This window comes from Kribbella sindirgiensis, assembly GCF_004331435.1.
Classification (GTDB): Bacteria; Actinomycetota; Actinomycetes; order Propionibacteriales; family Kribbellaceae; genus Kribbella; species Kribbella sindirgiensis.
Genome location: NZ_SJKA01000001.1, coordinates 873943 through 897575 on the forward strand (window position 1 = coordinate 873943; position 23633 = coordinate 897575).

Annotated in this window: 26 protein-coding genes and 1 tRNA gene; 12 read left to right on the forward strand and 15 right to left on the reverse strand. The window is 68.3% G+C overall.

The window, feature by feature from the left end:
* From E0H50_RS04370 to E0H50_RS04380, 3 genes are all read left to right on the forward strand, one after another.
* Positions 1-498 carry a BatC protein gene (locus tag E0H50_RS04370; protein ID WP_131284885.1) on the forward strand — a complete coding sequence of 166 codons (498 nt, stop codon included), beginning with the start codon at positions 1-3 and terminating at the stop codon, positions 496-498.
* Positions 499-608: 110 nt separating this feature from the next.
* A complete protein-coding gene (locus E0H50_RS04375; protein WP_238150766.1) occupies positions 609-1796 on the forward strand; it encodes a cupin domain-containing protein in 1188 nt (395 codons plus the stop codon).
* Positions 1797-1836: 40 nt separating this feature from the next.
* On the forward strand, positions 1837-2748 hold the full coding sequence (locus E0H50_RS04380; protein WP_131284887.1) for a sucrase ferredoxin: 912 nt from the start codon (positions 1837-1839) through the stop codon (positions 2746-2748).
* A gap of 10 nt (positions 2749-2758) precedes the next feature.
* Here the strand turns inward: E0H50_RS04380 and E0H50_RS04385 are convergent, their stop codons facing one another.
* The 3 genes from E0H50_RS04385 to E0H50_RS04395 all read right to left on the reverse strand — a co-directional run bounded on the left by E0H50_RS04385 (position 2759) and on the right by E0H50_RS04395 (position 6151).
* Positions 2759-3379 carry a gamma carbonic anhydrase family protein gene (locus tag E0H50_RS04385; protein WP_131284889.1) on the reverse strand — a complete coding sequence of 207 codons (621 nt, stop codon included), beginning with the start codon at positions 3377-3379 and terminating at the stop codon, positions 2759-2761.
* 239 nt (positions 3380-3618) lie between these two features.
* Positions 3619-4836: an MFS transporter gene (locus E0H50_RS04390; protein ID WP_131284891.1), complete on the reverse strand. Its 1218-nt coding sequence runs from the start codon at positions 4834-4836 to the stop codon at positions 3619-3621.
* 76 nt (positions 4837-4912) lie between these two features.
* The gene (locus E0H50_RS04395) at positions 4913-6151 is read right to left on the reverse strand and encodes an MFS transporter (protein ID WP_131284893.1); all 1239 of its coding nucleotides are present in this window, start codon (positions 6149-6151) and stop codon (positions 4913-4915) included.
* 126 nt (positions 6152-6277) lie between these two features.
* Here E0H50_RS04395 and E0H50_RS04400 point away from each other — a divergent pair.
* Positions 6278-6366 (forward strand) — tRNA-Ser (locus E0H50_RS04400).
* Positions 6367-6417: 51 nt separating this feature from the next.
* Here the strand turns inward: E0H50_RS04400 and E0H50_RS04405 are convergent.
* The 3 genes from E0H50_RS04405 to E0H50_RS04415 form a co-directional block, all read right to left on the reverse strand.
* The gene (locus E0H50_RS04405) at positions 6418-7515 is read right to left on the reverse strand and encodes an integrase core domain-containing protein (RefSeq protein WP_420323228.1); all 1098 of its coding nucleotides are present in this window, start codon (positions 7513-7515) and stop codon (positions 6418-6420) included.
* A 270-nt stretch (positions 7516-7785) separates the two neighbouring features.
* Positions 7786-8124, reverse strand: a complete 339-nt coding sequence (locus E0H50_RS04410; RefSeq protein ID WP_131284895.1) for a hypothetical protein — start codon at positions 8122-8124, stop codon at positions 7786-7788.
* Between the two features lie 167 nt (positions 8125-8291).
* Positions 8292-9008 (reverse strand): DinB family protein, encoded by a 717-nt coding sequence (locus tag E0H50_RS04415; protein ID WP_131284897.1) that lies wholly within the window; start codon positions 9006-9008, stop codon positions 8292-8294.
* Between the two features lie 124 nt (positions 9009-9132).
* On the opposite strand from E0H50_RS04415, the gene E0H50_RS04420 reads away from it, so the two are divergent.
* A complete protein-coding gene (locus tag E0H50_RS04420) occupies positions 9133-10131 on the forward strand; it encodes an acyltransferase domain-containing protein (protein ID WP_131284899.1) in 999 nt (332 codons plus the stop codon).
* Positions 10122-10772, forward strand: coding sequence for an alpha/beta fold hydrolase (locus tag E0H50_RS04425; RefSeq protein ID WP_131284901.1), 651 nt, complete (start codon positions 10122-10124; stop codon positions 10770-10772). The genes E0H50_RS04420 and E0H50_RS04425 overlap by 10 nt, the downstream gene beginning before the upstream one ends.
* Here E0H50_RS04425 and trpD read toward each other — a convergent pair.
* Both trpD and E0H50_RS04435 read right to left on the reverse strand, forming a co-directional pair.
* Complete coding sequence (trpD, locus tag E0H50_RS04430; protein ID WP_202868000.1) at positions 10769-11794, reverse strand: anthranilate phosphoribosyltransferase; 1026 nt, start codon at positions 11792-11794, stop codon at positions 10769-10771. The genes E0H50_RS04425 and trpD overlap by 4 nt on opposite strands.
* 145 nt (positions 11795-11939) lie before the next feature.
* On the reverse strand, positions 11940-12680 hold the full coding sequence (locus E0H50_RS04435; protein ID WP_131284905.1) for a glycoside hydrolase family 16 protein: 741 nt from the start codon (positions 12678-12680) through the stop codon (positions 11940-11942).
* 67 nt (positions 12681-12747) lie between these two features.
* On the opposite strand from E0H50_RS04435, the gene sigJ reads away from it, so the two are divergent.
* On the forward strand, positions 12748-13626 hold the full coding sequence (gene sigJ / locus E0H50_RS04440) for an RNA polymerase sigma factor SigJ (RefSeq protein WP_131284907.1): 879 nt from the start codon (positions 12748-12750) through the stop codon (positions 13624-13626).
* Here the strand turns inward: sigJ and E0H50_RS04445 are convergent.
* On the reverse strand, positions 13607-14344 hold the full coding sequence (locus E0H50_RS04445) for a phosphotransferase family protein (RefSeq protein WP_131284909.1): 738 nt from the start codon (positions 14342-14344) through the stop codon (positions 13607-13609). The two genes, sigJ and E0H50_RS04445, sit on opposite strands and share 20 nt — an antisense overlap.
* 87 nt (positions 14345-14431) lie before the next feature.
* On the opposite strand from E0H50_RS04445, the gene E0H50_RS04450 reads away from it, so the two are divergent.
* Positions 14432-15697, forward strand: a complete 1266-nt coding sequence (locus E0H50_RS04450; protein WP_131284911.1) for an FAD-binding oxidoreductase — start codon at positions 14432-14434, stop codon at positions 15695-15697.
* Positions 15698-15739: 42 nt separating this feature from the next.
* Here E0H50_RS04450 and E0H50_RS04455 read toward each other — a convergent pair whose 3' ends face one another.
* Complete coding sequence (locus E0H50_RS04455; RefSeq protein WP_238150767.1) at positions 15740-16645, reverse strand: VldE C-terminal domain-containing protein; 906 nt, start codon at positions 16643-16645, stop codon at positions 15740-15742.
* 322 nt (positions 16646-16967) lie between these two features.
* Here E0H50_RS04455 and E0H50_RS04460 point away from each other — a divergent pair, with 322 nt between their 5' ends.
* Positions 16968-17735, forward strand: a complete 768-nt coding sequence (locus E0H50_RS04460; protein ID WP_202868001.1) for an enoyl-CoA hydratase/isomerase family protein — start codon at positions 16968-16970, stop codon at positions 17733-17735.
* Here the strand turns inward: E0H50_RS04460 and E0H50_RS04465 are convergent.
* The 3 genes from E0H50_RS04465 to E0H50_RS04470 all read right to left on the reverse strand — a co-directional run bounded on the left by E0H50_RS04465 (position 17706) and on the right by E0H50_RS04470 (position 19733).
* Positions 17706-18068, reverse strand: a complete 363-nt coding sequence (locus tag E0H50_RS04465) for a YciI family protein (protein WP_131284917.1) — start codon at positions 18066-18068, stop codon at positions 17706-17708. The two genes, E0H50_RS04460 and E0H50_RS04465, sit on opposite strands and share 30 nt — an antisense overlap.
* Positions 18069-18139: 71 nt before the next feature.
* A complete protein-coding gene (locus tag E0H50_RS42755) occupies positions 18140-18295 on the reverse strand; it encodes a DUF6131 family protein (RefSeq protein ID WP_165546417.1) in 156 nt (51 codons plus the stop codon).
* Positions 18296-18305: 10 nt separating this feature from the next.
* On the reverse strand, positions 18306-19733 hold the full coding sequence (locus tag E0H50_RS04470; protein ID WP_131284919.1) for an MFS transporter: 1428 nt from the start codon (positions 19731-19733) through the stop codon (positions 18306-18308).
* 179 nt (positions 19734-19912) lie between these two features.
* Here E0H50_RS04470 and E0H50_RS04475 point away from each other — a divergent pair, with 179 nt between their 5' ends.
* A complete protein-coding gene (locus tag E0H50_RS04475) occupies positions 19913-20266 on the forward strand; it encodes a YciI family protein (protein ID WP_238150777.1) in 354 nt (117 codons plus the stop codon).
* Positions 20263-21519, forward strand: coding sequence for an RNA polymerase sigma factor (locus E0H50_RS04480; protein WP_238150768.1), 1257 nt, complete (start codon positions 20263-20265; stop codon positions 21517-21519). Before E0H50_RS04475 ends, E0H50_RS04480 begins: the two co-directional genes overlap by 4 nt.
* On the opposite strand, the gene E0H50_RS04485 is transcribed toward E0H50_RS04480, so the two are convergent.
* Positions 21516-21956 carry an SMI1/KNR4 family protein gene (locus E0H50_RS04485; RefSeq protein WP_165546990.1) on the reverse strand — a complete coding sequence of 147 codons (441 nt, stop codon included), beginning with the start codon at positions 21954-21956 and terminating at the stop codon, positions 21516-21518. The genes E0H50_RS04480 and E0H50_RS04485 overlap by 4 nt on opposite strands.
* Before the next feature lie 77 nt (positions 21957-22033).
* On the opposite strand from E0H50_RS04485, the gene E0H50_RS04490 reads away from it, so the two are divergent.
* Positions 22034-22687, forward strand: coding sequence for a hypothetical protein (locus E0H50_RS04490; protein WP_131284923.1), 654 nt, complete (start codon positions 22034-22036; stop codon positions 22685-22687).
* 143 nt (positions 22688-22830) lie between these two features.
* On the opposite strand, the gene E0H50_RS44165 is transcribed toward E0H50_RS04490, so the two are convergent.
* Positions 22831-23430: an HNH endonuclease signature motif containing protein gene (locus tag E0H50_RS44165; RefSeq protein WP_337590362.1), complete on the reverse strand. Its 600-nt coding sequence runs from the start codon at positions 23428-23430 to the stop codon at positions 22831-22833.
* Between the last annotated feature and the right edge of the window lie 203 nt (positions 23431-23633).

Sequence of the window (23633 nt, forward strand, 5' to 3'; positions counted from 1 at the left end):
ATGGGTCTCAACGATGACGACATGAACACCTCGTCCGAAGGTGGCGCCGGCGAGTACGGAGGCTCGGGCGAAGGCAACGACACCACGGCCGGCGGTTCGACCGCTGCTCCCGGCGGCGGGGGTTCCGGGTACGGCGGGGAGTCGTCGGACGGCGGCGCTGACGGTGGAGCCGATGGCGGTGCGGGCGGCGGCGAAGGACCGGCCGATGGTGGCGCCTCCCCGGGCACGCAGGACGGTGGCGCTGACGGCGGGGCCGGCGAAGGAACCGCGGACGGCGGCGCGAACCCCAGCGGAACCGACGGCGGAGCTGACGGTGGCGCCGGAAACTACGGCGAAGGCCCTGCGGACGGCGGCGCGAACGCCGGCGGGACCGACGGTGGCGCTGACGGCGGCGCCGGTGGTGAAGGCTCGGGTTCGGGTGGGTCCGAGGGTGGCTCTGATGGTGGGGCAGATGGCGGTGCGGACGGTGGCGCCGGCGGGAACTCCGGAAGCTGGTGACCACCGTGCCGGAGGCCGGGCCGTTCCCGCTAAACAACCATGGGGCCGAGCAGTCGTCGGCCGATGGCGTTGAGCAGTTGCGAGACGACCGCCCGGCACTCCGGCGCTGTGTGGCGGGAGATCTGGACGAGTTCGCGAACACCTACTGGGGTTCGCGAGCACTCCTGTCCCACGGCCCCGACCTCCCCGCTCCGTACGACGACCTGTTCAGCCTCGACGCCGTCGACGAACTACTGTCCCGCCGCGGCCTACGGACACCGTTCCTCCGGATCGCGAAGAACGGGTCGGTGGTCGGAGACAGCCAGTTCACCGGGCCGGCCGGTGCCGGCGCCGAGATCGCGGACCAGGTCCGCGACGACAAGGTCGCCGCGCTGTTCGCCAGCGGGCACACCGTAGTACTGCAGGCCCTGCACCGGACCTGGCCGGCCTTGGTCGACTTCTCCACCCAGCTGTCCGCGGACGCGGGTCACCCGGTGCAGATCAACGCCTACATCACCCCGGCCGAGTCGCAGGGGTTCTCCGCGCACTACGACGTACACGACGTGTTCGTACTGCAGGTAGCCGGCGAGAAGCACTGGACCGTGCACGAGCCGGTCCATCTCGACCCGCTCCGCAACCAGCCGTGGACCGACCACGCGCGGGCCGTTGGAGAAGCGGCACGCGACCAGGCACCGGTGATCGACGAGGTACTACGGCCCGGTGATGCGCTGTACGTGCCCCGCGGCTTCCTGCACTCGGCCAAGGCACTGGGTGGCGTGAGCGCACACCTGACCGTCGGACTCCACACCCTGACGCGCTACCTGCTCGTCCAGGAGCTGGCCGCACTGGCTGCGGACCAAGCGTCTCTGCGGACCGCTCTGCCTCTCGGCTTCGACCCTGGCGACCCAGAGCAACTAGCCCAGATCATGCCGCAAGTGGTCGAACTCTTCACGCACGAGCTCCGTACGGCGACCCCGGGCGCACTGGCCGACCGTCTCCGTCGCCGTACCTGGTCCAGCAACCGCCCAGCTCCGCTCCCACCGCTGGCGCACGCCGCGTCCATCACCTCGCTGGCCGTCGGTACGACGGTCCGCCTCCGCGCAGGTCTCCGCTGCCGCCTTGTCCCCGGCGACCCGCTCGTCCTCCAACTCCCCGACCGAACGATCACCTTCCCGCCCGCCACGACCGCGGCCGTCACAGAACTCGTCTCGGGCGCCGACTGCAAGGTAGGAAACCTCCCCGGCCTCGACGACGCCGACCAACTCGTCCTCGTCCGCCGCCTCCTCACCGAGGCAGTCGTAGTCGCCACCGCCCAGTGACCATCGGTGGTTGAAGTCGGCAACCGTATCGTGAGGTGGCGTGGACCTCGGTGACGTCAGATACCGCCCGGAGACCGGCTGCGCAGCACAAGCCGACCTCCGTCACGACTCCCTGACCGCAACCGCCCCACCCGCCGAACGCTGGCTCCTCATCGAATCCCACACCCCCTGGCCCCGCCAAGCCCTAACCGCCCTCCAGCGCAGCTCATCTGATCTTGGACTGGGTGATGTGGTTGCGCGGAGATGTCGAGAGTTGGGGATTCGGCCGGTGCTGATCCGCCGGTTCGGTCGCGTCGATCGGACTGGTCCCCGGCGGTGGGGACTGGTGGACTGCCGCCCCGGGCACGAACTGGTTCGCTGGGGCGACCTGCCGACGGACGAACACCTGCTCGAGGTCCTCGCCGGCAAGGACACAGGACAGGTGAGCACCGCGCCCATCTACCTCGTGTGCACCCACGGACGACACGACGCATGCTGCGCCGTCCGCGGACGCCCGGTCGCGGCCACCCTGACCGCCGCCTACCCAGAACGCACCTGGGAATGCAGCCACATCGGCGGCGACCGCTTCGCCGCGAACGTCGTCGTCCTGCCGCACAGCCTGTTCTACGGGCAGGTCGCACCGGCCCGCGCCGCCGAACTCGCCAAGCAGTACGACGAGCGCGCCGTCGTACCCGATCTCCTCCGTGGATCGGGTGCGTTCATCCCGCCCGTCCAAGCCGCCCAGCACTTCGCCCGCGCCGCCGGTCACTCACCCGCGGTCGACAACCTCCTCCCGCACACCGTTGCAGTCCTCGCCGAGCACCGCTGGCGAATCCTCCTCGCATCCACCAACGGCTTGATCGCCGTCGAAGTCTCGGCCCACCTCGACACCGTCGATGCCCGCCTGACCTGCGCGGGTTCCTCCCCCGCCCAGATCCGCCGCTTCGAACTCCACAACCTGACCCCAGCCTGACCCCGGCCGACTACCGCCTGACCTTCACCTGACAGGTCGGGTCTGCCGGGCGGTCCGCAGCGTGCTCGCCGTAGAACGCTGACTGGCGCGCCATGATGTCGCGCATCGGCGTATCGCGAGGGACGCCGTACACCGTGCCCGGGAAGTCCAGGTCGCGCTGGATCTGCCACAGCTCCTCGTGCCGGTCGGGGGAGAAGAGCTGTGCCGGGTCGCCGACGCCGATCCATCCGATCGGGAGGACCGTGCCTGCTTCCAGCCGCGAGTTCACGTGCAGCACGCTGTTGATCCGGAGCTCCGCGCCTGCGCCGGCGACAGAACCTGGGAACAACGCGGCGCCCGTGGCGATGAAGACTTCGTCCTCGACCGTGGCGCCGTTGACATGTGCATGGGGACCTACCAGGACCGCGTCGCCGATGAGCGCGGGATGATCGGCCCGGCCGCGCACCAGGGCGTTCTCCATCACCACACTGTTCTCACCGAGCCGGATCTCGCCGTTCTCCGCTGTCAGCACCGCACCGTGCAGGACCCTGCTGCCTTCGCCGAGGACGACGGCGCCGCAGAGTACGGCTGATGGAGCGACATACGCGGATTCGGGCACGACCGGTCGACGGCCGCGGTGTTCCAGCAACATCTGCTGTCCTCTCGTCGCGTGATCACCTCGCTCCAGCTTGTACCAAGATGGCTAGTAGTGCGGACTCTCCACAGCCCGGGTCCTCACAACCCGGGCGGCGGTGTCCTCCGGGCCGTCCACGTCGGAGGTGGCAGGCTCGGTCCGTCGGACAATCCCGGTGGAGAACCGCGAACTGAGCCAACATTAGAACAGATGTTCGATCAGATGCAACGCATCCTGACGGGTCAGGAACCGCCTGCTCAGATTCGCTCGGAGCTGAGCCGCGGAGCGACCCGGGCGAGGATGTAGATCGTCAGACTCGCCACCAGCGCGAGCGCCGCGAGCGCCACCCACGGCAGCTCGTGCTGCACCTCGAACAGCTGCGCGAAGAACGCCGGCGCCAGCACGCTCGAGAAGGTGAACGAGTACTGCCAGTACGACAGGTACTTCCCCCGCCCGACCGCGGGTGAAATCTCTGCCGAGAGGGCATTGTTCGTCGCCGCGTGCAGTACGTCGGCAAACGCGTAGCACGCCGTGGCTAGCACCAGCACCGGCACGACCCACCCAGCCGCGATATGCACCTGTAGCGCCATCAGCAGCGCCCACACGGCGTACGTGATTCCAGCGACCACCATGACGTTCGTACGCCGCCGCTGCTCGGTGTGCCGTACGACAAGCGTCTGACCGGTCGCCAGCACGACGGCCGTCGCCGCGATCAGTACGCCGACCAACCACTTGGGCACTGTCAGCGCTTCAGTGACGTACACCGGTACGCCGACGCCGAGCATCATCGTGCAGAGTGCCAGCAAGGTGTTGGCGCCGATCAAGGCCAGGAACGTCTTGTCCTTGCGCAGCAAGGGCGCCGGGCCGCTGTCCTGGTTGGTCCGCTCGTGGTGCGACGGGTGTAGCCGCATGAGCAGCAGCCCGGCGACGTAGAACGTCACCGCGTTGAGAGCCATCGCGAACAGGAACGGTGCGTCCCCGCCGATCGCCAGCAGCCAGCCGGCCACCAATGCGCCTAGAGCGAGGCCGCCAGCCTGCATCATCCCACCCAGGCCGAACCACTTGTCCCGCTCGCCCTCGTCGGCGACGTCCGCGAGGAGGCTGAAGATCGCCGACCAGAACACCCGCTGGCCGGTTGTCATGACCAGTGCACACAGAAACAGCAGCCACATCGACCGCCCGAAGAAGAAGCCCGTGAACGCCAGACCCTGAGCGAACTGCGCAGCCACGACCAGGTTCCGCGGACCGACGCGGTCGATCACCAGACCCACCGCGGCGGGCGCCGCGATGGAGAACAGCGTCGCGACGGTCAGCATCACGCCGGCGGTCCCCAGCGGGATGCCGGCGACCTTGTTGAAGAACAGCAACAGCAGCGGTCCGGCGCAGCCGCCACCGAACGAGTCGATCGCGAGACCGGCCAGCAGTGGGACCCGGCCGCGGACGTTCGGGAGGCCGAGTGACGCGGCTGCGGGCATGGCGGAGCGCTCCCATCGGGTCTTTTCGGCGGCTGGCGAACCGTAGCAAGCGCTCGCCAGCCGACTCCAACCGATTTCAGTCAGTTGCGCGCACTCGACGTACCGACACGTTCCGCAGCGGGCGCCAGGCGACCGCAGTCATCACCACCATCGCTACGAAGGCGATCGCGAACGGTGCAGCCAGACCGTACTGCTGCGCCAGTACGCCGCCAAGCGCGGAGCCGATCGCGGCGCCACCTACTGAGGCCAGCAGGTACACGCTGTTCACCCTGCCCATCAGAGCGTCCGGTGTGGCCAGCTGACGCGCTGTAGTCGAGACGATGCCCCACACCACCGCGTGAACGCCGAACACCGCCATGGTCGCGCCGGCGACCCACGGGCTCCTGGTGACCGCCAGTATGAGGTGGACCGTCGTCTCGATGACCAGTCCGACGCGGAGGAGGGTCACGGGCCCTACCCGCGGCTCGAGGAAGTGGTACGTCGGCATTCCGAGCACACCGCCCACGGCACCGACCGACACGAGTAGACCGAACTGCGTCTCACTCAGCCCCAACTGCTCGCGCGCGAACAGCACCCAGGTGGCGAAGGCCGCGCAGAAGGTGATGTTCATGACCAGGATCGACAGAGCGAGCGTCCGTACGCCGGAGTGGTGCCAGAGCCAGCGGACTCCCTCGCGTACCTCGTGCAGTACGGCCGCACGGGTGGTGTGGTCGGGCAGCGGCGGCCGTACGGCGACGCGGGCGATCAGGGTCGCTGCTGCGGCGAAGGTGATGGCGTTGAAGACCAGTGGAATGCCGGCGCCCGCAGCGAACAACAGAGCGCCCAGTGGAGGCCCGCCGAGCTGCTGAAGCACGGTTCCGCTGGCGAACAGCCGAGCGTTGGCCTTGCCGAGGTGGTCCTTCGGTACGGCGCTCACCAGCAGCGCGCCGGATGCATTATCTGCCAGCGTTTCCGCCGTACCGAGGAGGAACAGCGCGAGGTAGACCGCCCAGAGCGGCGCGGTGCCGAGCAGTACGGCGAGACCGAGCGCGGCCAGGACGATCGCGCGAAAGGTGTCTGCGGCAACGATCATCAACCGGCGGTCGAGCCGGTCGACGAGGACGCCACTGAACAGAGCGAAGAGCAGCCACGGCAACTGCTGCACGAAGGCGGCGGCACCGACCGCCGCGGGTTCCGTGGTGATGGAGGCGACGAGCAACGGGCCGGCGGCTATCAGGGCGCCGTCGCCGAGGTTGGAGATGATCGCGGCCGGAAAGATCTTGCGGAAATCAGGTCCGAGCTCGGACGGGAACGCGTACGCACCGAGGGAACGCATGGGACTCCTGAGGGCATGACGAAGCGATGGACGCCGACTGTCCAGCCCTGCGCGACCCTACCGGCCCCTCCCCACCCCCGCACTCCGTTTCCACCCGGTATCCTCAACCCGCGGCGGCAACCGCCAGGAGGGTTCGCATAGCGGCCGAGTGCGCTGGTCTTGAAAACCGGTATGGCGGGTGACCGTCATCGTGGGTTCGAATCCCACACCCTCCGCTCTGTGATGTCTCGAGACATCCCGGACAGGTGAACCCACGGGTTGTGGGTTCACCTGTTTCTTTTGGGGATGGGTCCGGGTGGTCGGCCGGTGGGTTGGTAGTCCTTGGTGGGGTCGAGGGTGAGTTCGCGCAGGAGTTCGCCGGTGGCGGCGTCGATGACGCGGATGTGGAGGTCCTGGGCGAGGATCAGGACGTGGGTTCGGGCGTGGGTTCGGCCGATGCCGATGTGGTGGAGCCGGCCGTTGACTCGCAGGGTGATGACGCCGGTTTGGTCGACGCGGTCGGTGCGGACGCGGTGGTGGACTTCGCCGGTTCGGTCGGTGCTGGGGGTGGCTTTGGGGCGGGCGGTGTAGGCGGTGGCCGGGGTTGCTCGGTGTGGGAGTGAGCGGTGCGGACGACGGTGGTTGTATTCGTCGACGAATACATCGAGCAGCCTTTGAAGCTCGGCGATGGTGGCCGGCTGGACGGGCTGGGCGCGTAGCCATTTCTTCAGGGTTTGCTGGAACCGTTCGATCTTTCCGCAGGTGGTGGGGTGGTTGGGGCGGGAGTTCTTCTGGACGATGTTCAGCTTCCGCAGCTCGGTCTCGAGGCCGTTGCGGCCGCCCTTCCCGCCGGACAGCCGGGTGGTGTAGACCATCCCGTTGTCGGTCAGCGTTGAGGCCGGGATCCCGTACCGGGCAACGGTGTCGCGGAAGCTGGTGGTCACGATCGGGCCGGTGATCCGGTGGTGCGCGGTCACGTGCAAGGCGTAGCGGGAGTGGTCGTCCAGCCAGCTGATGATCTCCACCTCGCGAACGGCTGCATGACCGGCGACGTCCAGCTGGTAGTGGGTGAAGTCGGACTGCCAGCACTCGTTGGGCTGGTCGGCGGCGAACCGCAGGTACGACGACCTGGGCCGCTTGCCCGGCGCCGGTGTGACCGCGCCGGCGCGGGTCAGGATCCGGTGGATCGTCGCTCGCGACAACACCGTCCGGTGGTGGTGCTCAAGGTGCCAGCCGATCGTGTCAGCGCCGGCGTCCAGGCCCTGTTCGGTCAGCTGCTTGCGCAGCCGAAGTACCAGCTCCACCGTCTGGGCCGGCGTGGCCCGCGGTGAAGCCTTCGGACGCCGCGACCGCGGCTCGAAGGCCGCTTCCCCTTCGGCCGCCACCGCGCCAGCAACTCATACACCCACGACCGCGCCACCCCGTACTGCGCGACCACCTCAGCCACCGCACGCTTCTCCACCACCACAGCCGTGATCACCAACCGGGCCTTCGACATGCCCGAACACCAACACCCCGTCCGGCATCTCCCGCGACATCAGTCCGGTATGTCGCGAGACACCCGTCCGGGATGTGTTGAACCACAACACCACACCCTCCGCTCCACACCCTCCGCTCAACTCGACGTTGACCTGCAGCGTGAGCGTGCCGAGGTGTCAGCCGTCGCGCTTCTGGATGCCGTAGGCCATCACGATGCCGGCGGGGTTGCCGGTGGTCGCGCAGAAAACGCTCGAGCTACGGACCGTGCTCGGGGCCATCCACGGGCCGTACACCGTCGAGGCGCTCCAGTTGCAGCGGGCCCAGACGCGGAAGGTACCGTACCCGCCCTTGCACATCGCCCACGCCTGGGCTCGGCGGTTGACGCCCGAGCTGCAGTTCGTGGGTGGCGACGGCTCACGTGCTTCGGCCGGCGCGGCGGAACCCACCGTGAATGTCACGGGCACCACGGCGAGCAGCAAGGCCGCGGACACGGCTACTCGCGCGCGAGTCGACATCGACGCGAACACTCTTCGTACGGACCGGGTCACAGACGCTCCTCTGATGAGACTTTGGAGCCGCCAAGGTAGGAATCGCCGCTGTCGCGCCACTGCCCGTACTGCGCCCGCACAACTGGGCATCTGCGGCCCAGGAGGCTGTTGCACCTGGGTCGGGCCTCCTGAAGTCAGTGGGGCTCGATGGTGTCGAGGTCTCGGGTGGCGAAGCGGTAGTGTTCCCAGCCTTCTTCGAGGATTACGCGTAGGCAGGAGCCTGTGGTTTCGGGGGAGGAGCTGTGCGGGTTCTTGCGCGGTGTCTCCAGCTCGGCAGGGGTCACTGTGGCGAGGAGGTCGCGGACCATGCCGAAGCGGCTGGCGTGGGCTTCGAGAACCTCGGCGTACGGCGGGTGCTCGGTCGAGCCCGCTACGCCGTAGCTCAGGCCGAGTGGGTGGAAGTCTTCCCGCTCCAGGACCGAGCGGCCGAGCCACAGGTCGATGGCGTGGACCAGGTGTCGCAGTGTCTGGGCGAACGACCACTCGCCGCCGACCGAGACGTCGGCCGTGCCCGCGGGCATGTTCGCGACGCGTTCGAGTGCTGCGGCCCAGGTCTGCTCCACCGCGGCCCAGGCGGCGCGGAGACCGTCGGGATCCTTGGCCCGCCGCTCCGACCGTCCCGGGAACCGGCGGTTCAGTTCGTCGTCGACGTACCCCGCGATCTCGACACCGTTCACCGTCAGGCTGCCGCCGGGCTCTACGATCCACGGCGCGTCGATGTCCGCGCCCTGGATGTCGACGCCGCGCATCACCACACCCCGCAGATCCGATTCGACGAACCGGGCACCGCGCAGATTCGCCGCTACGAACTCGGCCCCGACCAAGTCGTCGGATTCCCCGAACTTCGCCATTCCCACTCCCTCGGTAGATGTCTCGGCGAGCCTAACCGTGACCTCGGACACAAAAGTCGTGCGCGGTACCTGCGGCCCGTGGTGAGGTCGGGGGAATGACCGAGCGCGGCGGAAGGAACTGGTTGTGGACGTTCTGAGTGCGGCGGAACGAGTGGGCTTCACCAAGCGGGACCAGACGCGGTTCGAGGGCCTGGAGGGCACTACCGACCTACAGCTGCCCGAGGACGCAGACGAGTTGCTGGCGTACTGCGGTGTGCAGCCAGCTGATCGTGACGCGATGCTGGCGGCGCGTCCGGACCCGGACCGCGACCCGGAATGGTGGGCGATCACGTCAGCGCTGGCAGGCGAGGTCGAGCGGGACCTGGATCTGGCACTGCCTCCCACCGGTTTCAGGGGCTGGCCGGCCGTGCCGCAGGGTGCGTCGGCGGTCGGGCTGTTCGCGGCGGCTTGGGCCTTGCTGGCCAACCTGCAACGCGTGCGTGAGTTGCACGCGCAGCGGGGCGTCCCGGAGGCGGTGACTGTCGCAACCGTCGCGGCACTCGGTGGGGTCATGCAGACACACAGACACATCTTCGGCGAAGCAGGTGTCGGGTTGATGCCACTGTGGAGTCCGCCGCTGCGCTTCCGCGGTACCGACTACGAGATCGGCCGGCACGCGTTCACTCGCACCCAGTTGGGCATGGGCGACGGCGTGTCCGGTTATGTGCTCTCGCTCCACATCCCACCGAGTGGTCGGCTGGACGCACAGGAGTCGGAGGAGTCGGTCGCTACGGCAGTTGAGTCGTTCAAGCGCTGGTACCCGGAGGAGCCGATCGCAGGTCTTGTCTCTCACTCCTGGCTGCTGGACCCGCAGTTAGCTGAGTACCTGCGCCCGGACTCGAACATCATGCGTTTCCAGAGCCGCTTCGACATCCTCCCGCAGCTGCCAACAGAGGACCCCGCCGAGGGCGACCGTGAGCTGATGCGGCTGGGACTGCATCTCCCGGTACCTGGGGATCAGCTGACCGACGAGGACCTCAACAACGTCCCGCAGGACACCACTCTGCAAAGAGCCTTCGTCAAGCACCTGCGAGCGGGCGGGCATTGGTACGGGCGGACGGGCATGCTGAAGACATGGAGCTGACGATCCCGGTTGGACAGGACACGGTCTGGGCAGAGCATCTCGCCGGCGATGGTGTGCCGATCGTGCTGCTGCATCCGGGCATCGGGGACTCACGCGTCTGGGACCTAGTGATGCCCGGGCTCAACGGGCACCGGGTCCTTCGGTACGACGTCCGCGGGTACGGACGTTCACCGCGGCCGACACAAGAGTTCTCGCTAAGCGAAGACCTGGAAACGGTCCTGGAGCAGCTGAACCTGGAGCACGTGCTGCTGGTGGGCTGCTCGATGGGCGGCGGTACGGCGCTCAGCTTCACGCTGGCCCATCCGGACCGGGTCCGCGGCCTGGTGCTGTTGTGTCCGGGCGTCCCCGGCTTCCCGATGCCCGCGGAGCCCGAGCTGGACGCGGAGTACGCCGTACTGGAAGCGAACCGGGATGTGGATTACCTGACACCGGATCCTCCTGTGTACGACCGGCTGCATGAGATCGAGGTGCCGTCCGTTGTCATGGTTGGGGACAAGGATCGGGCGATCGTCGCGGCCGTGGCTGGTGGTACTGCCGCGCGTATCCCCGGCTGCGAGTTCGTCTGGCTGCCTGGCGTTGACCACCTCCCGAGTCTCCGTGAACCGCAGGTGGTGACCGACACCATCCTGAGGTTCGCCTAGGCCTTCACCCAGCGGTCCAGCACAGCTGCTGCTCGGCCACTGTCCACAGCCTGCTGACAGCGCTCGAAGCAATCAGGCAGCTGGTCCAAGCCGGCCTTCAGTGACAATGTCGCGAGGGCGGCGGCAGCGTTCAGCAGTACGACGTCCCGCACCGGGCCGCGCTCTCCGTCGACCAGTCCTCGCAACAGCCGCCCGTTGAATGCAGCATCCCCACCACGCAGCTCAGCCAGGGACGAGGGTCGTAAGCCCAGTGAGCGCGGGTCGAACACCACCTTCGAGGCAGAACCGCCATGCACCACCCAGAGCCGCGAATACCCAGTAGTGGTGAGCTTGTCGAGACCGTCGTCGCCACGGGCGACCAGCGCGGACCGGCCACGCCGAGCCAGGGCGCCGGCAAGCACGGGCAGCATGCGTGGGTTTGCTACGCCAACGAGTTGGTGCTGCGGGTTAGCGGGGTTCAGCAACGGTGCAAGCACGTTGAACGCGGTGGGGACCGCCAGCTCACGCCGTACCACCGCAACTTGCCGTAAGGCCGGGTTGAAGCGTGGAGCGAACAGGTAGGTCAGTCCGACGTCCGCAGCGATCCGGGCGGCGTCCGCAGCGGTCAGGTCGAGTGGAACGCCCAGGTGCTCGACCAGATCGCCAGAACCGGCTGCTGATGACGACGCGGCGCGTCCACCGTGCTTGACCACTGTGACACCGGCAGCGGCGACAACCACTGCTGCCATCGTGGAGATGTTCGCTGCGCCGGTCCGGTCGCCGCCTGTCCCGACGATGTCCACGAACGGTCCACCGATCCGCACCGGCGTCGCGTGCGAACGCAGTACGTCGGCCAGACCGTTGAGCTCGTCGGCGGTCTCGCCTTTCGCGCGCAGGGCGATCAGGAACCCGGAGATCTGGGACGGCGACGCCTCGCCCAGCACCAGTTGGTCCATCGCCCAGCCGGTGTCCGCCGTCGACAGGTCGGAGCCGGCCAGAAGCGCGGAGATCAGACCGGACCACGTCCGGAGCGTTGTTGCCATCGGCATTCCTCAGGGTGCTGGGTCGCCCACGAGGAGAACATGACACCGGCCGCCTCGCAGGAGACGGCCGGGTGGGTACGCGCGGATTCAGGCCGTCAGGTCGACGGCCCACCACATACTCGCGCGCTGGAACATGCCACCGACCTTAGCGCACCCGGATGTGGTCGACGACGAAGCTCGGGACGTGGGACCGGCCGGACTGCTCCGGGAAGTCGAAGACCGCGAGCATCAGCTGCAGCGGGTACGTCGGCGCGCCCGCGCAACTCCGGATCGCGGCGCCGTCGACGGAGAACGTCGCCGTACCGGCGGACCACTCGACCGCGTACGTGTGGAACTCCCGTACGTCGATCGGCAGCCGCACCGCCTCGAAGTCCTGCGGTACAGCGGGGTCGCGGATGGTCTTGAGCCCCATACCGACTGCAGTGGAGCCTGGAGCCAGCGCGTCGCCGAACACCTCCATGACACAGATCTCGCCGCAGCGGTCGGGCTGGTCCTCCAACCCGACCATCCAGAGCGACACCATGGAGCCTGGAGCGATGTCGGCGCGGGCGCGGAGCTCGACGTACCCACTGTCCGGTGTCAGTCCCCAGAACGGCTCCTGCTCCTCTTGGACGAGCAGGCCGTCGCGGTACGGCTGCTGGCCGACCGTGCTGCCGACAGGACCCGAGTAGTTGCCCGACTGGATCCCAGACACCCGCAGGTCCGGCTGGTGATCTCCGGCACACCAGAGGCCCTGGTCGACAGGGATGCTCAGGGTCAGGCAGGAGTCGGCCAGGTGGTACGTCGCAGCGGAGGCTGCGCGGGAGCTCCACTGAGGTAGGTAGTACGGCGACCAGACCGACAGGTCCAGGGCCGGCCCGTCGAAGTTGTCCGCGAAGGCAGTCATGCCCCTATGATCCGCTGGCTTGTCACATCATGGTGGGCTGATCCGTCAGGGCGTTGAGGAGGTACCGGTGGACGAGCATGAGCAGCTGGCGCGGCGGTTCGAGGAGAACCGCGGGCACCTGCGTGCGGTCGCGTACCGGATGCTCGGATCACTGCCCGAGGCAGAGGACGCCGTACAGGAGGCCTGGCTGCGGCTGAGCCGTACCGACGTGAGTGACGTGGGCAATCTGGCGGGCTGGCTGACCACGGTGGTGTCGCGGGTGTGTCTGGACATGCTGCGCAGCCGCAAGTCGCGGCGGGAGGACTCCCTCGACACGTACGTGCCGGATCCGATCATTGGTGCGCCAGGGCCGGAGGACGAGGCAGTCCAGGCGGACGCGATCGGGCTGGCGTTGCTCGTCGTACTGGAAACGCTGTCGCCGGCCGAGCGGCTGGCGTTCGTGCTGCACGACATGTTCGGGGTCGGGTTCGACGAGATCGCCACGATTGTGGACAAGTCGCCGGCCGCGACCCGTCAGCTGGCGAGCCGGGCACGGCGGCGGGTCCAGGGCGCGCCGGCCAGTGACGGGGATGTCAGTAGGCAGCGGGTCATCGTCGAGGCGTTCATGGCTGCCTCGCGAGGCGGCGACTTCGAGGCGCTGCTGGCACTGCTGGATCCGGACGTGCTGCTGCGCGCGGACGCGGGTACGGCGACCGCGGAGTTCGCCGGACCGGCTGTGTCGAAGCTGGTTCGCGGTGCGCGGGCCGTTGTCGAGCAGGCACTGCTGTTCAGCCGCATGGCGCCGTACACCCAGCTGGCTCTGGTCAACGGGCTGCCCGGAGCGATCACCGTCGTCAACGACCGCTTGATGGGTGTCATGTCCATCACCGTGACCGACGGCAAGATCACCGAGATCGACATCCTCGCCGACCTGGACCGCCTCGAGGTCATCCCGCTACCAGCCTGAGCACCCGCCGCGCCTGCGCTTCTGCGGTCCCCGGTGGATTGCGATGCGCGCTCGGCCCGCCAGGCCCGATCAGCGTCAGCCAGAACCCGGACCACAGGCAGCGCGCCGCCCGGAAGCGCTCGGGGTCGACGGAGAACCGGCGTACCAACGGGGTCGGGTCGGCCTGCCGCCAGGACAGGTGCTCGACCAGGTTCGCCAGCTCGACCGTGCGATCACCCGACCCGGCGTCCTCGAAGTCGACGATGCGAACCTGAATGCCGTCCCACAGGTAGTTGGCGAGGTTGGGGTCGCCGTGCGCAACAACCGGGTCTTGTACGACGTTCAGGTCGAGGGGCTCGTTGTCGAGCCAGGTGCGGGCGGCGAAGGCGATCACGTCGCCGCGGTCGGCGAGTGTGGTGAGACCGACTCGGGTGCGGTCGACCAGGGCGGTGAGATCGATTGGCTGGAGATCGTCGAAGGGGACTGACCAGAGGGTCTCGAGGGCGTTGCCCAGAGCTGTGGTCTGGGTGAGCGAAGCCTCGAGGGGGCGGCCGGGGACGAGGGTCATCGTGATCCACGGAGGGTCGGCCGTGGAGGACGTGAGAGGGATCGGGGTCAGGTCGGGCGCCGTGCGGGACAGGAGGGTGAGGGCAGCCCATTCGCGGGACGGCTCGTCGCGCGCCCATGACGTGTAGCGCTTGGTCAGGGTGTGTCCGGAGATGTCGACCGTGTGAGTCATCGAGAAAAGTTTGGCGGACGTGTCGAGTACCGGCGATCTCCTTCGACGTATGAGCAGGAAGCGGATACGGCGAAGGAGCGGGATCAGATGTCTACGCAGGCGATTGCAGCGGTTGCCAGTGACCTCGTGGCGGGACTGCTCGGGGCGGGGTTCAACGGCGCCGTCCGGCTGCCCGGAGAGCCGGAGTACGACGAGCAGCGGCGTTCCGTGATCCCGTCGGTGGACTCGCGTCCCCTCGTCGTCGCCGAGGCGTACGGGCGGACCGACGTCCAGGCCGCGGTGCGGACCGCTCGCGAGTACGGCGTACCGATCGCTGTGCAGGCGACGGGACACGGCACCCGGGTGCCTGCTGACGGCGGGATCCTGGTGAAGACGACCCAGATGACCGGCGTACTGATCGACCCGGAGCGCCGGATCGCCAAGGTCGCGCCGGGTGCCCGCTGGGGTGCGGTGCTGGACGCCGCGCGGCAGTTCGGGCTCGCGCCGTTGTCCGGGTCGCACCGCGACGTCGGCGTCACCGGGTACACACTCGGCGGCGGAGTGGGGTGGCTGGCCCGCAAGTACGGGTTCGCGGCCGACAGCGTGATCCGCGCCGAGGTCGTCACCGCCGACGGCCGCGCCGTCACCGCGAGCGCCGAGCAGCACCCCGACCTGTTCTGGGCGATCCGCGGCGGCACCGGCAACTTCGGCATCGTCACCTCGCTGGAGTTCCGGCTGTACCCGGTCCGCGAGGTCCACGCCGGCATCGTGTACTACGGCATCGACCGCGCCGCCGCGATCCTCCGCCGGTACCGCGACTGGACCGCCACGATCCCCAACGAACTCAGCACCGCGGTCGTCCTGACCCGCGTCCCGCGCACCGAGCAGCGCGCCGTCGCGATCAAGGTCCTGTACGCCGGCCCGGCGGAGCTGGCCGAACACCTGCTGAAGCCGCTGTTCGAGGTCGCCGGCCCGCGGCTCGCCGGTGAGCTGCAGACGATCGAGTACGCCGACGCCGCGATGGGCGGCACGCCCGCTCGCCATCTCGACTTCCTGGACACGCTGACCCACGAGGTGATCGACGGCGTCACCGAACTCGAGGACGCGACGGTCGAGATCCGCCACTGGGGTGGCGCGATGGCTCACCCGGGTCCCGGCGCCGGCCCGATCGGCCACCGCGAGGCGCCGTACTCACTGATCATCGACCGCGAGGTCGCACTACCTACCTCGGGGCGGACCTTCGTGAACTTCCTCGGTGACCCCGGACGGGCGGAGACGGCGTACGGCGCCGCGGAGCTGCAGCGGCTGCGCGAGGTGAAGCGGGCCTACGACCCGACGAACGTCTTCCACCTGAACGCCAACATCAGGCCATAGAAAAGCGGCCCGGGTCCCCGCCCCGGGCCGCTCTCCAAGACCTCAGACCGTGCCGGAGTTTCCGTAGACGCTGACGTGCACGTGGTCGTAGTGGTTCGCGGTCGCGCCGCCGCGGTCCTCCATCGCGCGCCAGCCCTCGCTGCTGCGCTGGACCGTCCAGATGCGCTGTGACCAGATCAGCTCGCTGATACCGAGCTTCTTGTAGTTGACCTTCAGCCAGTCCGCGACCTCCTGGCCCTCGGAACCGCTGACCATGATGTCGAGCGCGCGGCCGGTGGAGTGCTCCGAGCCGGAGTCGCCCGCCCGCAGGCCGCCGTACGACGAGATGTCCGGGAACTTCGCGCAGACCGCCCGGTGCACGCGGATCGCGTCCTGGGTCAGGCCGTCCTCGACCGACGAACCGGACTTGCAGGCTGCCTGCGAGATCGCTCCGGAGGTCGTGGCGACCGGCTTCGTGGCGGACAGGTACTGCGCCTTCACCCAGCGGGACTTGCCGTCGCTGACGACCTCGGCCCAGATGCCGTCGACCTTGCCGGAGACCGAGACCTTGGTGCCCTTCGGCAGCACGTCCAGCAGCAGGCCGGTCAGCGGCAGCGACCAGAGGTTCACGTCGGTGGTGGTGTACTTCGTGCCGGTGATCTTCGGCGGTGTCGCGTTCGCCTTCAGATCCTGCGCCGCACGGGTCTTCGCCGACGTGGGCTTCGGGATCGGCGCCTGCTTCTTGAGGTGCTTGGCCGTCGGGCTCGCCTTGGGCTTGGGTGCCGCGGACGGTGTCGTCGTGGGGTTGATCGGCGGACGCAGGGCGTCCCGGCTGATCGTGGAGTCGCGCGACAGCTGCAGGGACGAGCTGGCGATCGACGGGTCGAGCTGAACGTGCTGGCTGGGAAGTGCGGCGGCGGAACCGGTGGCAACCATCGCCACTGCCGCGCCCGGAATCGCTACCTTCACGAGACCCGGCTGGATCATCTTGGTGCGCGATTGCCGGTGCCGCGCCTGTCTATGCCGTCCTGCAGCCACTTGTCGAACCCAATCTGCCGAGACCAAAACGTTATCGACCGGAGGAGTCAAGCACACTTCGCCGCGCCGGTTCGAATCGGCCCCTAGTCTTAACGCATTACGAACATCCACTGGCGGGCGTCAGTCGTGATCCGCCCGCTATTCGGATGTGATCGTTCCGAGATCAAACGCTTGGTCGGCAGATCGCCGTCGCGCCCAGAAGATGTGATCCAGGGCGCGGCGGACGTGCGGTGGTTGCTGGTTGACTGCGCGCGTGGGATTTCGGATCGAGGGCGGGGCGGTCGCGCGGCTGGTGATCGATCGCGCGGCGAAGCGGAACGCGCTGACCCGCGCGATGTGGGCGGCCCTGCCCGGGCTGCTCGCCGACCTGGCGAGCGACGACGAGGTCAAGGTCCTGCTGGTGACCGGCGACGGCGCGAGCTTCTCCGCCGGCGCCGACATCCGGGAGTTGATCTCGGGCTCCGACCCGGCCGATCCGATGGCCGAGCTGCGGGCGTCCAACCTGCAGGCCCAGGCGGCGTTGCGGGAGTTCCCGAAGCCGACGATCGCGGTGGTCCGTGGGCACTGCATCGGCGGCGGCCTGGAGATCGCGGTGAACTGCGACTTCCGATTCGCCGCGCGGGACGCGAGCTTCGGCGTCACGCCGGCCCGGATCGGCGTCGTCTACCCGCCCGCCGCGATCAAGGTGCTGCTCGACCTGGTCGGTCCCGCGACCACGAAGTACCTGCTCTTCAGCGGTGAGCTGCTGACCGCGGATCGCGCGGAGCTGAAGGGCCTGGTCGACCGTGTGGAGGACGACCCGATGGCGGCGGCCGAGGCGTTCGCGGACACGCTGGTGTCGCGGTCGCAGCTGACGATCCGCTCGGCCAAGGAGTCGGTCAACGCACTGCTGGCGGGCGAGAACGCGGACGCGGCCGCCGTACGCCGGTATCGCGAGACGATCGCCTCGGGTGAGCTCGCGGAAGGGATCGAGGCCTTCACCCAGAAACGCTCACCGAAGTTCGTCTGGCATCCCCTCTGAGATCAGGGTGCCGCGGAGCTCGACCCGATCGGCGACCGCGACCGAGACCCGGCCTGCGATCTCTTGTGCGCGTTGGTCGTCGGGCGTGTCGACCAGGAAGAACCCGGCCAGTTGCTCCTTGGCCTCACCGAACGGACCGTCGGTGACGACCTGCTGACCTTCCCGGATCTGCACGATCCGGCCGTCCTCCGGCGGTCGCAGTCCCTCCGAGCTGACCAGTTCACCGGACTCGGCGAGCTCCTGTTCGAGCCGCATCAAGCGGTCCAGGGCCGCATCGTCGTCCGCGGTCCACACCCGGTCGACGCTCCGAAAGATCATCACGACGTACTTCATGGGCACACGGTAACGACCCGCGCCGACAGAACCCCGCGGACGGATCCGCGGGGTCCTTGTGCTGGCGTCGATCAGTACCAGTGCCTTCGGCCGCCGACCGCGCGGCCGGTGGCTCCCAGAAGCCACAGGACCGCTCCGACCAGGAGCAGCACGATGCCGATGGTCCACAGGATCGAGATGTTCAGCACGAACCCGAGGATCAGCAGAATCAGTCCGAGGACCAGCATGGAACCTCCTTCAACTGGGCCGCCTGACGGTGACGGCCACGGATGTCCGGTGCCCAGCTCCGGTCGGTCGAACCTCCAACGGTCGTTTGACGAGGAGGCAGCCGACGACGCCGATCACGAGGAAGATCCACACCGTCGCGAACGCGATCCGGTAGCCGTGGGTGAGGTCGGCCGGCGAGACCCCCGAGGTACCGGCGGTGGCGACGGCGGAGACCACGGCGACGCCGACGGCACCGCCGATCTGGAAGCTGGCGTTCTGCAGACCGGACGCGACCCCGGCGTCCTCGCCCGCGACGTCGCTCAGCGAGGCGATCGAGCCGGCGACCGTACCCGCGCCCAGACCGGCACCGAAGATCGTCAGCCCCCAGAAGGCGAGCTCGAAGTACCCAGAGGTCACGGTGACCTGAGTCATCAGCGTCGTACCTAGTCCTGCGACCAGCAACGACACCAGGGCGACCCGACGCGGTCCGACTCGAGTGACGAGGTGCTGACCGACTATGGACGCCACGACAGCGGCTGCTGCGAGTACTGCGGACATGAAGCCGTAGCGGATCGCTGACACACCCAGTGCGAGCTGTGCGTACTGCGTGTAGACGAAGTTGAGTCCGAACGCCGCCAGGCCCCAGCTGATCGTGATGAGGTTGCCGCCGACCAGTGCGCGCGAATGGAAGATCCGGAGCGGTACGAGAGGTGCAGCCGACCGCTTCTCCACTGCTACGAACAGTGCGAACAGGGCGGCGGAGGCGAGCAACAGAAGCACGGTCCGCGTCGCCGACGAGTCAGGTGCCTCGATGACGGCGTACACGAGGACCATCAGCGCGGCGGTGACGCTGGCGGCACCAGCCACGTCGAAACCGCGGCGTCCCGGTCCGCGGCTGTCCAGCAGCAGTACGGGCGCCAGTACGACGACCAGCACGCACACCGGCACGTTGATGAAGAAGATCCACTGCCAGCCGAGTCCTTCCGTGACAGGTCCGCCGACGAGCGAACCCGCCGTACCGCCGACCCCACTGGTCGCGCCCCAGATCCCCAGTGCCTTGTTGCGATCCGGACCGGACGGGAAGGTGGTCATGACGATCGACAACGCGCTCGGAGCCAGTACTGCGGCTGCGGCGCCCTGCAGCCCGCGTGCGAGGACCAGAGCGTCACCACTCCACGCGAGCCCACAGACAAGGGAGGACCCGGCGAACAGCAGAAGTCCGGTGATGAAGACGCGCCGGCGACCCAGCAGATCGGAGATCCGGCCGCCGAGCAGTAGGAGGCCGCCGAACATCAGCCCGTACCCGCTGGGCACCCACTGCGCCCCACCGGTCGAGAAGGTCAGATCACGCTCGATCGACGGCACGGCGACCAGCACGATCGACGCGTCCAGGATGATCATGAACCCGGTCAGACAGAGCAACGCCAGCGCGAACCAACGCTTCGAATGCGAAACCATCAGTCATCTCCAGTACGGCGGGACGCCCCGGCTGAGCGTCACTCGGGGAGACGTCGGCGCCGACCGGGTGCATTTCGACATTCCGGAACTGTCGAAGTCCGGCGTACCTGCTTCGACGTACCTGTTAACTGGGGGTCACAGCGGCCTCCACTCGGGACAGGATGGTGACTGTGAAGTACATGCTGCTGATCTACAGCAACGCCGAGAGCTGGGCGAGCCTGTCTCCGGAGCAACGCGACGGCCTGACCACGGCGCACGAGGAACTGGCGCGGGAGCTGACCGAGCAGGGCCTGCTGGTGAGTGCTGCCGGTCTGGCCGACCCCATCACCACACGGACCGTGCAGGTGCGTGACGACACCACGACCACGACGGACGGGCCGTACGCCGAGGCGAAGGAGCACCTGGCCGGGTTCTACCTGGTGGAGTGCGACACCATCGACCAGGCGATCGGGTACGCGGCCCGGATGCCGGACGCGGAGTACGTCGCCGTGGAGGTGCGACCGGTCATGGACATGTCTGGGTTGGAGATGTGAGCGAGCGTAGCGAGCGAACCATTGGGCGCAGCACGGGCTTCGAGCTGTTGCTGCGGGAGCAGGCGCCGCAGGTGCTCAGTGCGCTGGTCCGGCACTACGGTCACTTCGACCTGGCCGAGGAAGCGGTCCAGGAGGCTCTGCTCGCGGCAGCGCAGCAGTGGCCGACCGAGGGTGTACCGGACAACCCGCGTGGCTGGCTGATCCGGGTCGGCTCGCGCCGGCTCACCGACCTCTTGCGCAGCGAGTCGGCCAGGCGGCGGCGTGAGGAGAACGCGGCACAGCTGGCCGCTCCGGAGGAGTTCGTTGCGTCAGGCCCGGAGATCGACGACCCGGGCGGTCGGGACGACACGCTGACGTTGCTGTTCCTTTGCTGCCATCCGGCGTTGTCGGCGGCGTCCCAGATCGCACTGACGCTGCGTGCGGTCGGTGGTCTGACGACCGCGCAGATCGCGGCCGCGTTCCTGGTGCCGGAGGCAACCATGGCGCAGCGGATCAGCCGGGCGAAGCGGAGCATCAAGCAGGCAGGCAGTTCGTTCGAGATGCCGCCGGAGGCGGAGCGGGACGAGCGGATGGGCGCCGTACTGCATGTGCTCTACCTGATCTTCAACGAGGGCTACACGGCGTCGTCCGGTACGTCGTTGCACAGTGCGGAGCTGACGACCGAGGCGATCCGGCTGGTGCGTGGCGTGCGGAAGCTGCTGCCGGACGACGGTGAGGTGGCCGGGCTGCTCGCGCTGATGCTGCTGACCGACGCACGGCGGGCCGCACGGACCGGTGCAGACGGCACACTGATCCCGCTGGCCGAGCAGGACCGCTCGAAGTGGAACCGCGCCGCCATCGTCGAGGGGGAGGCGATGGTGAGCGATGCGCTGTCGCGGACACAGCTGGGGCCGTACCAGGTGCAGGCTGCGATCGCAGCGGTCCACGACACGGCGGAGCGTGCTGACGACACGGACTGGCGGCAGATCGTCGCCCTGTACGACGTACTCGAGCAACTGGTCGACAACCCGATGGTGAAGCTCAACCACGCCGTGGCCGTGGGTATGGCGGTCGGCCCGAAGGAGGGCCTCGCCGTACTCGAGCCGCTCGAGTCCGACGACCGCATGAACCACCGGCTTGAGGCAGTCCGCGCGCATCTACTCGAGATGTCCGGCGACACGTCCGCAGCGCGGGAGAGCTACCTCCTGGCGGCCCGCCGTACGACGAGCATGCCGGAGCGCAACTACCTACAGTCGAAGGCCGACCGCCTCTAGGCCTCGAGAGGCACGATCGACCCCAGAAACTCATCCCAAGAGTCCGCCAGTCGCTCGCGCACCACGGGATGGGAGACCCCGTCGTCGTCCTCTTCCAGTTCGCTGCTCTGGTACCAGACGGAACCTCGATCCTGGGCGGTCACGACAAGCAGGAAAAGACCACCGCCGGCGTCCGTGCCCACGGGGATCCAGCCGCCGGGAATCACGTCGCTCTCCTGCCCGAGGAGATACCACAGGCTCGACCATCTGGGGACTTCTCCGAGCCCGAGGATGATCTCGATACCGTGGTTGTTGTAGCCCTCGAGCGCACCGCCGTCCTGGGCGGCGAGGTACGCGCGATAGGGCTCAGGAAGCCGGGCGCCCAGCCGCTCCTCCAACTCCGTCACCCTGCTCTCGGGAACGGCTGGGTAGGTCTCCCTGTAGGCCGGTGACGTCACTGAGAGCCGTCCTTTCACGTCGTCGTACGCCGAGTATGACGCTCGCGCTGGACCGGTGGATGTGTCAGGTTGGAGGTGTGGATCTCACCAGGGCCTCACTCCTTCGGGAGATGCTGAGCGGCACCGAGCTGGGTAGCCGGACCACCGAGTTCGGCTATGCGCTGCGACGCTTCACCACCAGACGCAGCGGGCTGATGCTGTTCGGACCGGTCGACGACGAGCCCTGGCACCTGACCGCGCACCTGGACGACGAGCTGCACCGGGCCGGCGTCGAGGACCTGCGGCCGTCTCTGGTCCGCTGGGCGCCCCCGCCGGGCGCGCCGCCGCACCTGGCGATCGGCCTGGACCGCCTCAAGGACGCAGGTCGTGGTGAGTCGCTGCTGGTCGTCGCCGAGGACACACCGGCCGACACGTTGCTGGAACGCATCAGCGACGTACGACGACGCGGTACGACGATCTTCAGCATCGGCAACGGTGACAACGAGCTGACGTCACTCAGCCACGAGACGCTCGTCCCCGAACTGCTCGTACCGGACGGCTTCGGCTGGACCAGCCGCGAGGTCCTCGAACCGCAAGCCGCCCTGACAGAGGTAGAGCCGCAGACCGCCGAGGGCTTTGAAACGGCCCAGCACCTGGTCAGCCTCGCAGCCGCCGACGAGGAAGCAGGCCGCGCGGGGTGGCGCCGCCGGCTCCGCAATGCGATCGAACGGCTGAGCGGCGAACCTGCCTAGCGATCCCGGGTCCTCGCAAGGTGACTCGTCCAGCAACGGCAGTAACCACCCGGCTGGGCCCCTCGGGTGCTGCGGGCACGCCAGGGCGATCAGCCCGCCCCAACCTCTGAGGCGGCGTTCAGACTTTCTAGCAGCGCCCGCTGCTAGAAAGGTGGTGGGTCGCTTGGTGGGTGGGGTGGCTGTTGGGTGATGGGGCCGCGGGCGGGTGGGACGGTGGTGTACCGGTGGCCGGTGGGTGCGGTGAGGGTGACGGAGCCGTCGGGGTGGGCGGTGGTCTTCCAGCCCCAGGCTGGGGTGTCCTTGATGACGTGGTGGTATTCGCAGTAGGGCACCAGTCCGGTGAGGTTGGTCCGGCCGGATTGTCTGAAAGGTGTGGCGTGGTCGCGGTCGCATTCGCGTGAGGTGCGGTTGCAGCCGGGCCAGGCGCAGACGGGGTGGCGTGCGAGCAGGGTTTCGCTGACTACGGCGCCGGGGTCGTGGCGGTGGGTGGATGCTTCGAGGACGGTGCCGTTGGTCGGGTCGGTGAGGAGTCGTCGCCAGGTGCCGTCACGCGCGATCCGGCGTGCCATTTCCGCTGGAACAGGTCCGTATCCGCTCAGCTCGCAGGGGTCGTCGTCCACCCCGAGGAGGGTGGTGATCGGAATCAGCACTTCGATGTGGGGTCGTCGGCGGTGCCGGTCGGGCAGGCGACGGCCGAGCCAGTCGAGGCCGTTGTGCAGCATGTGGCCGAACACGTCGGCCACGACGTCGGCCCGCCGCTGCTCAGCGGTCCGCTCGTCCCTGGCTCGTTCACCAGCCTTCGTGCGGGAGTCGCGGGCGGTCCTCGTGCCGATGCTGTCGGTGGTGCTGAGTTCCTAAGGGATGTCAAGCCGCCGACGGATTCGTAGACTTGGTGTTGGCGGGTCGGGATGCTGGAGCGCTTTGCGACTCCTTCTGCTCCCGGCCC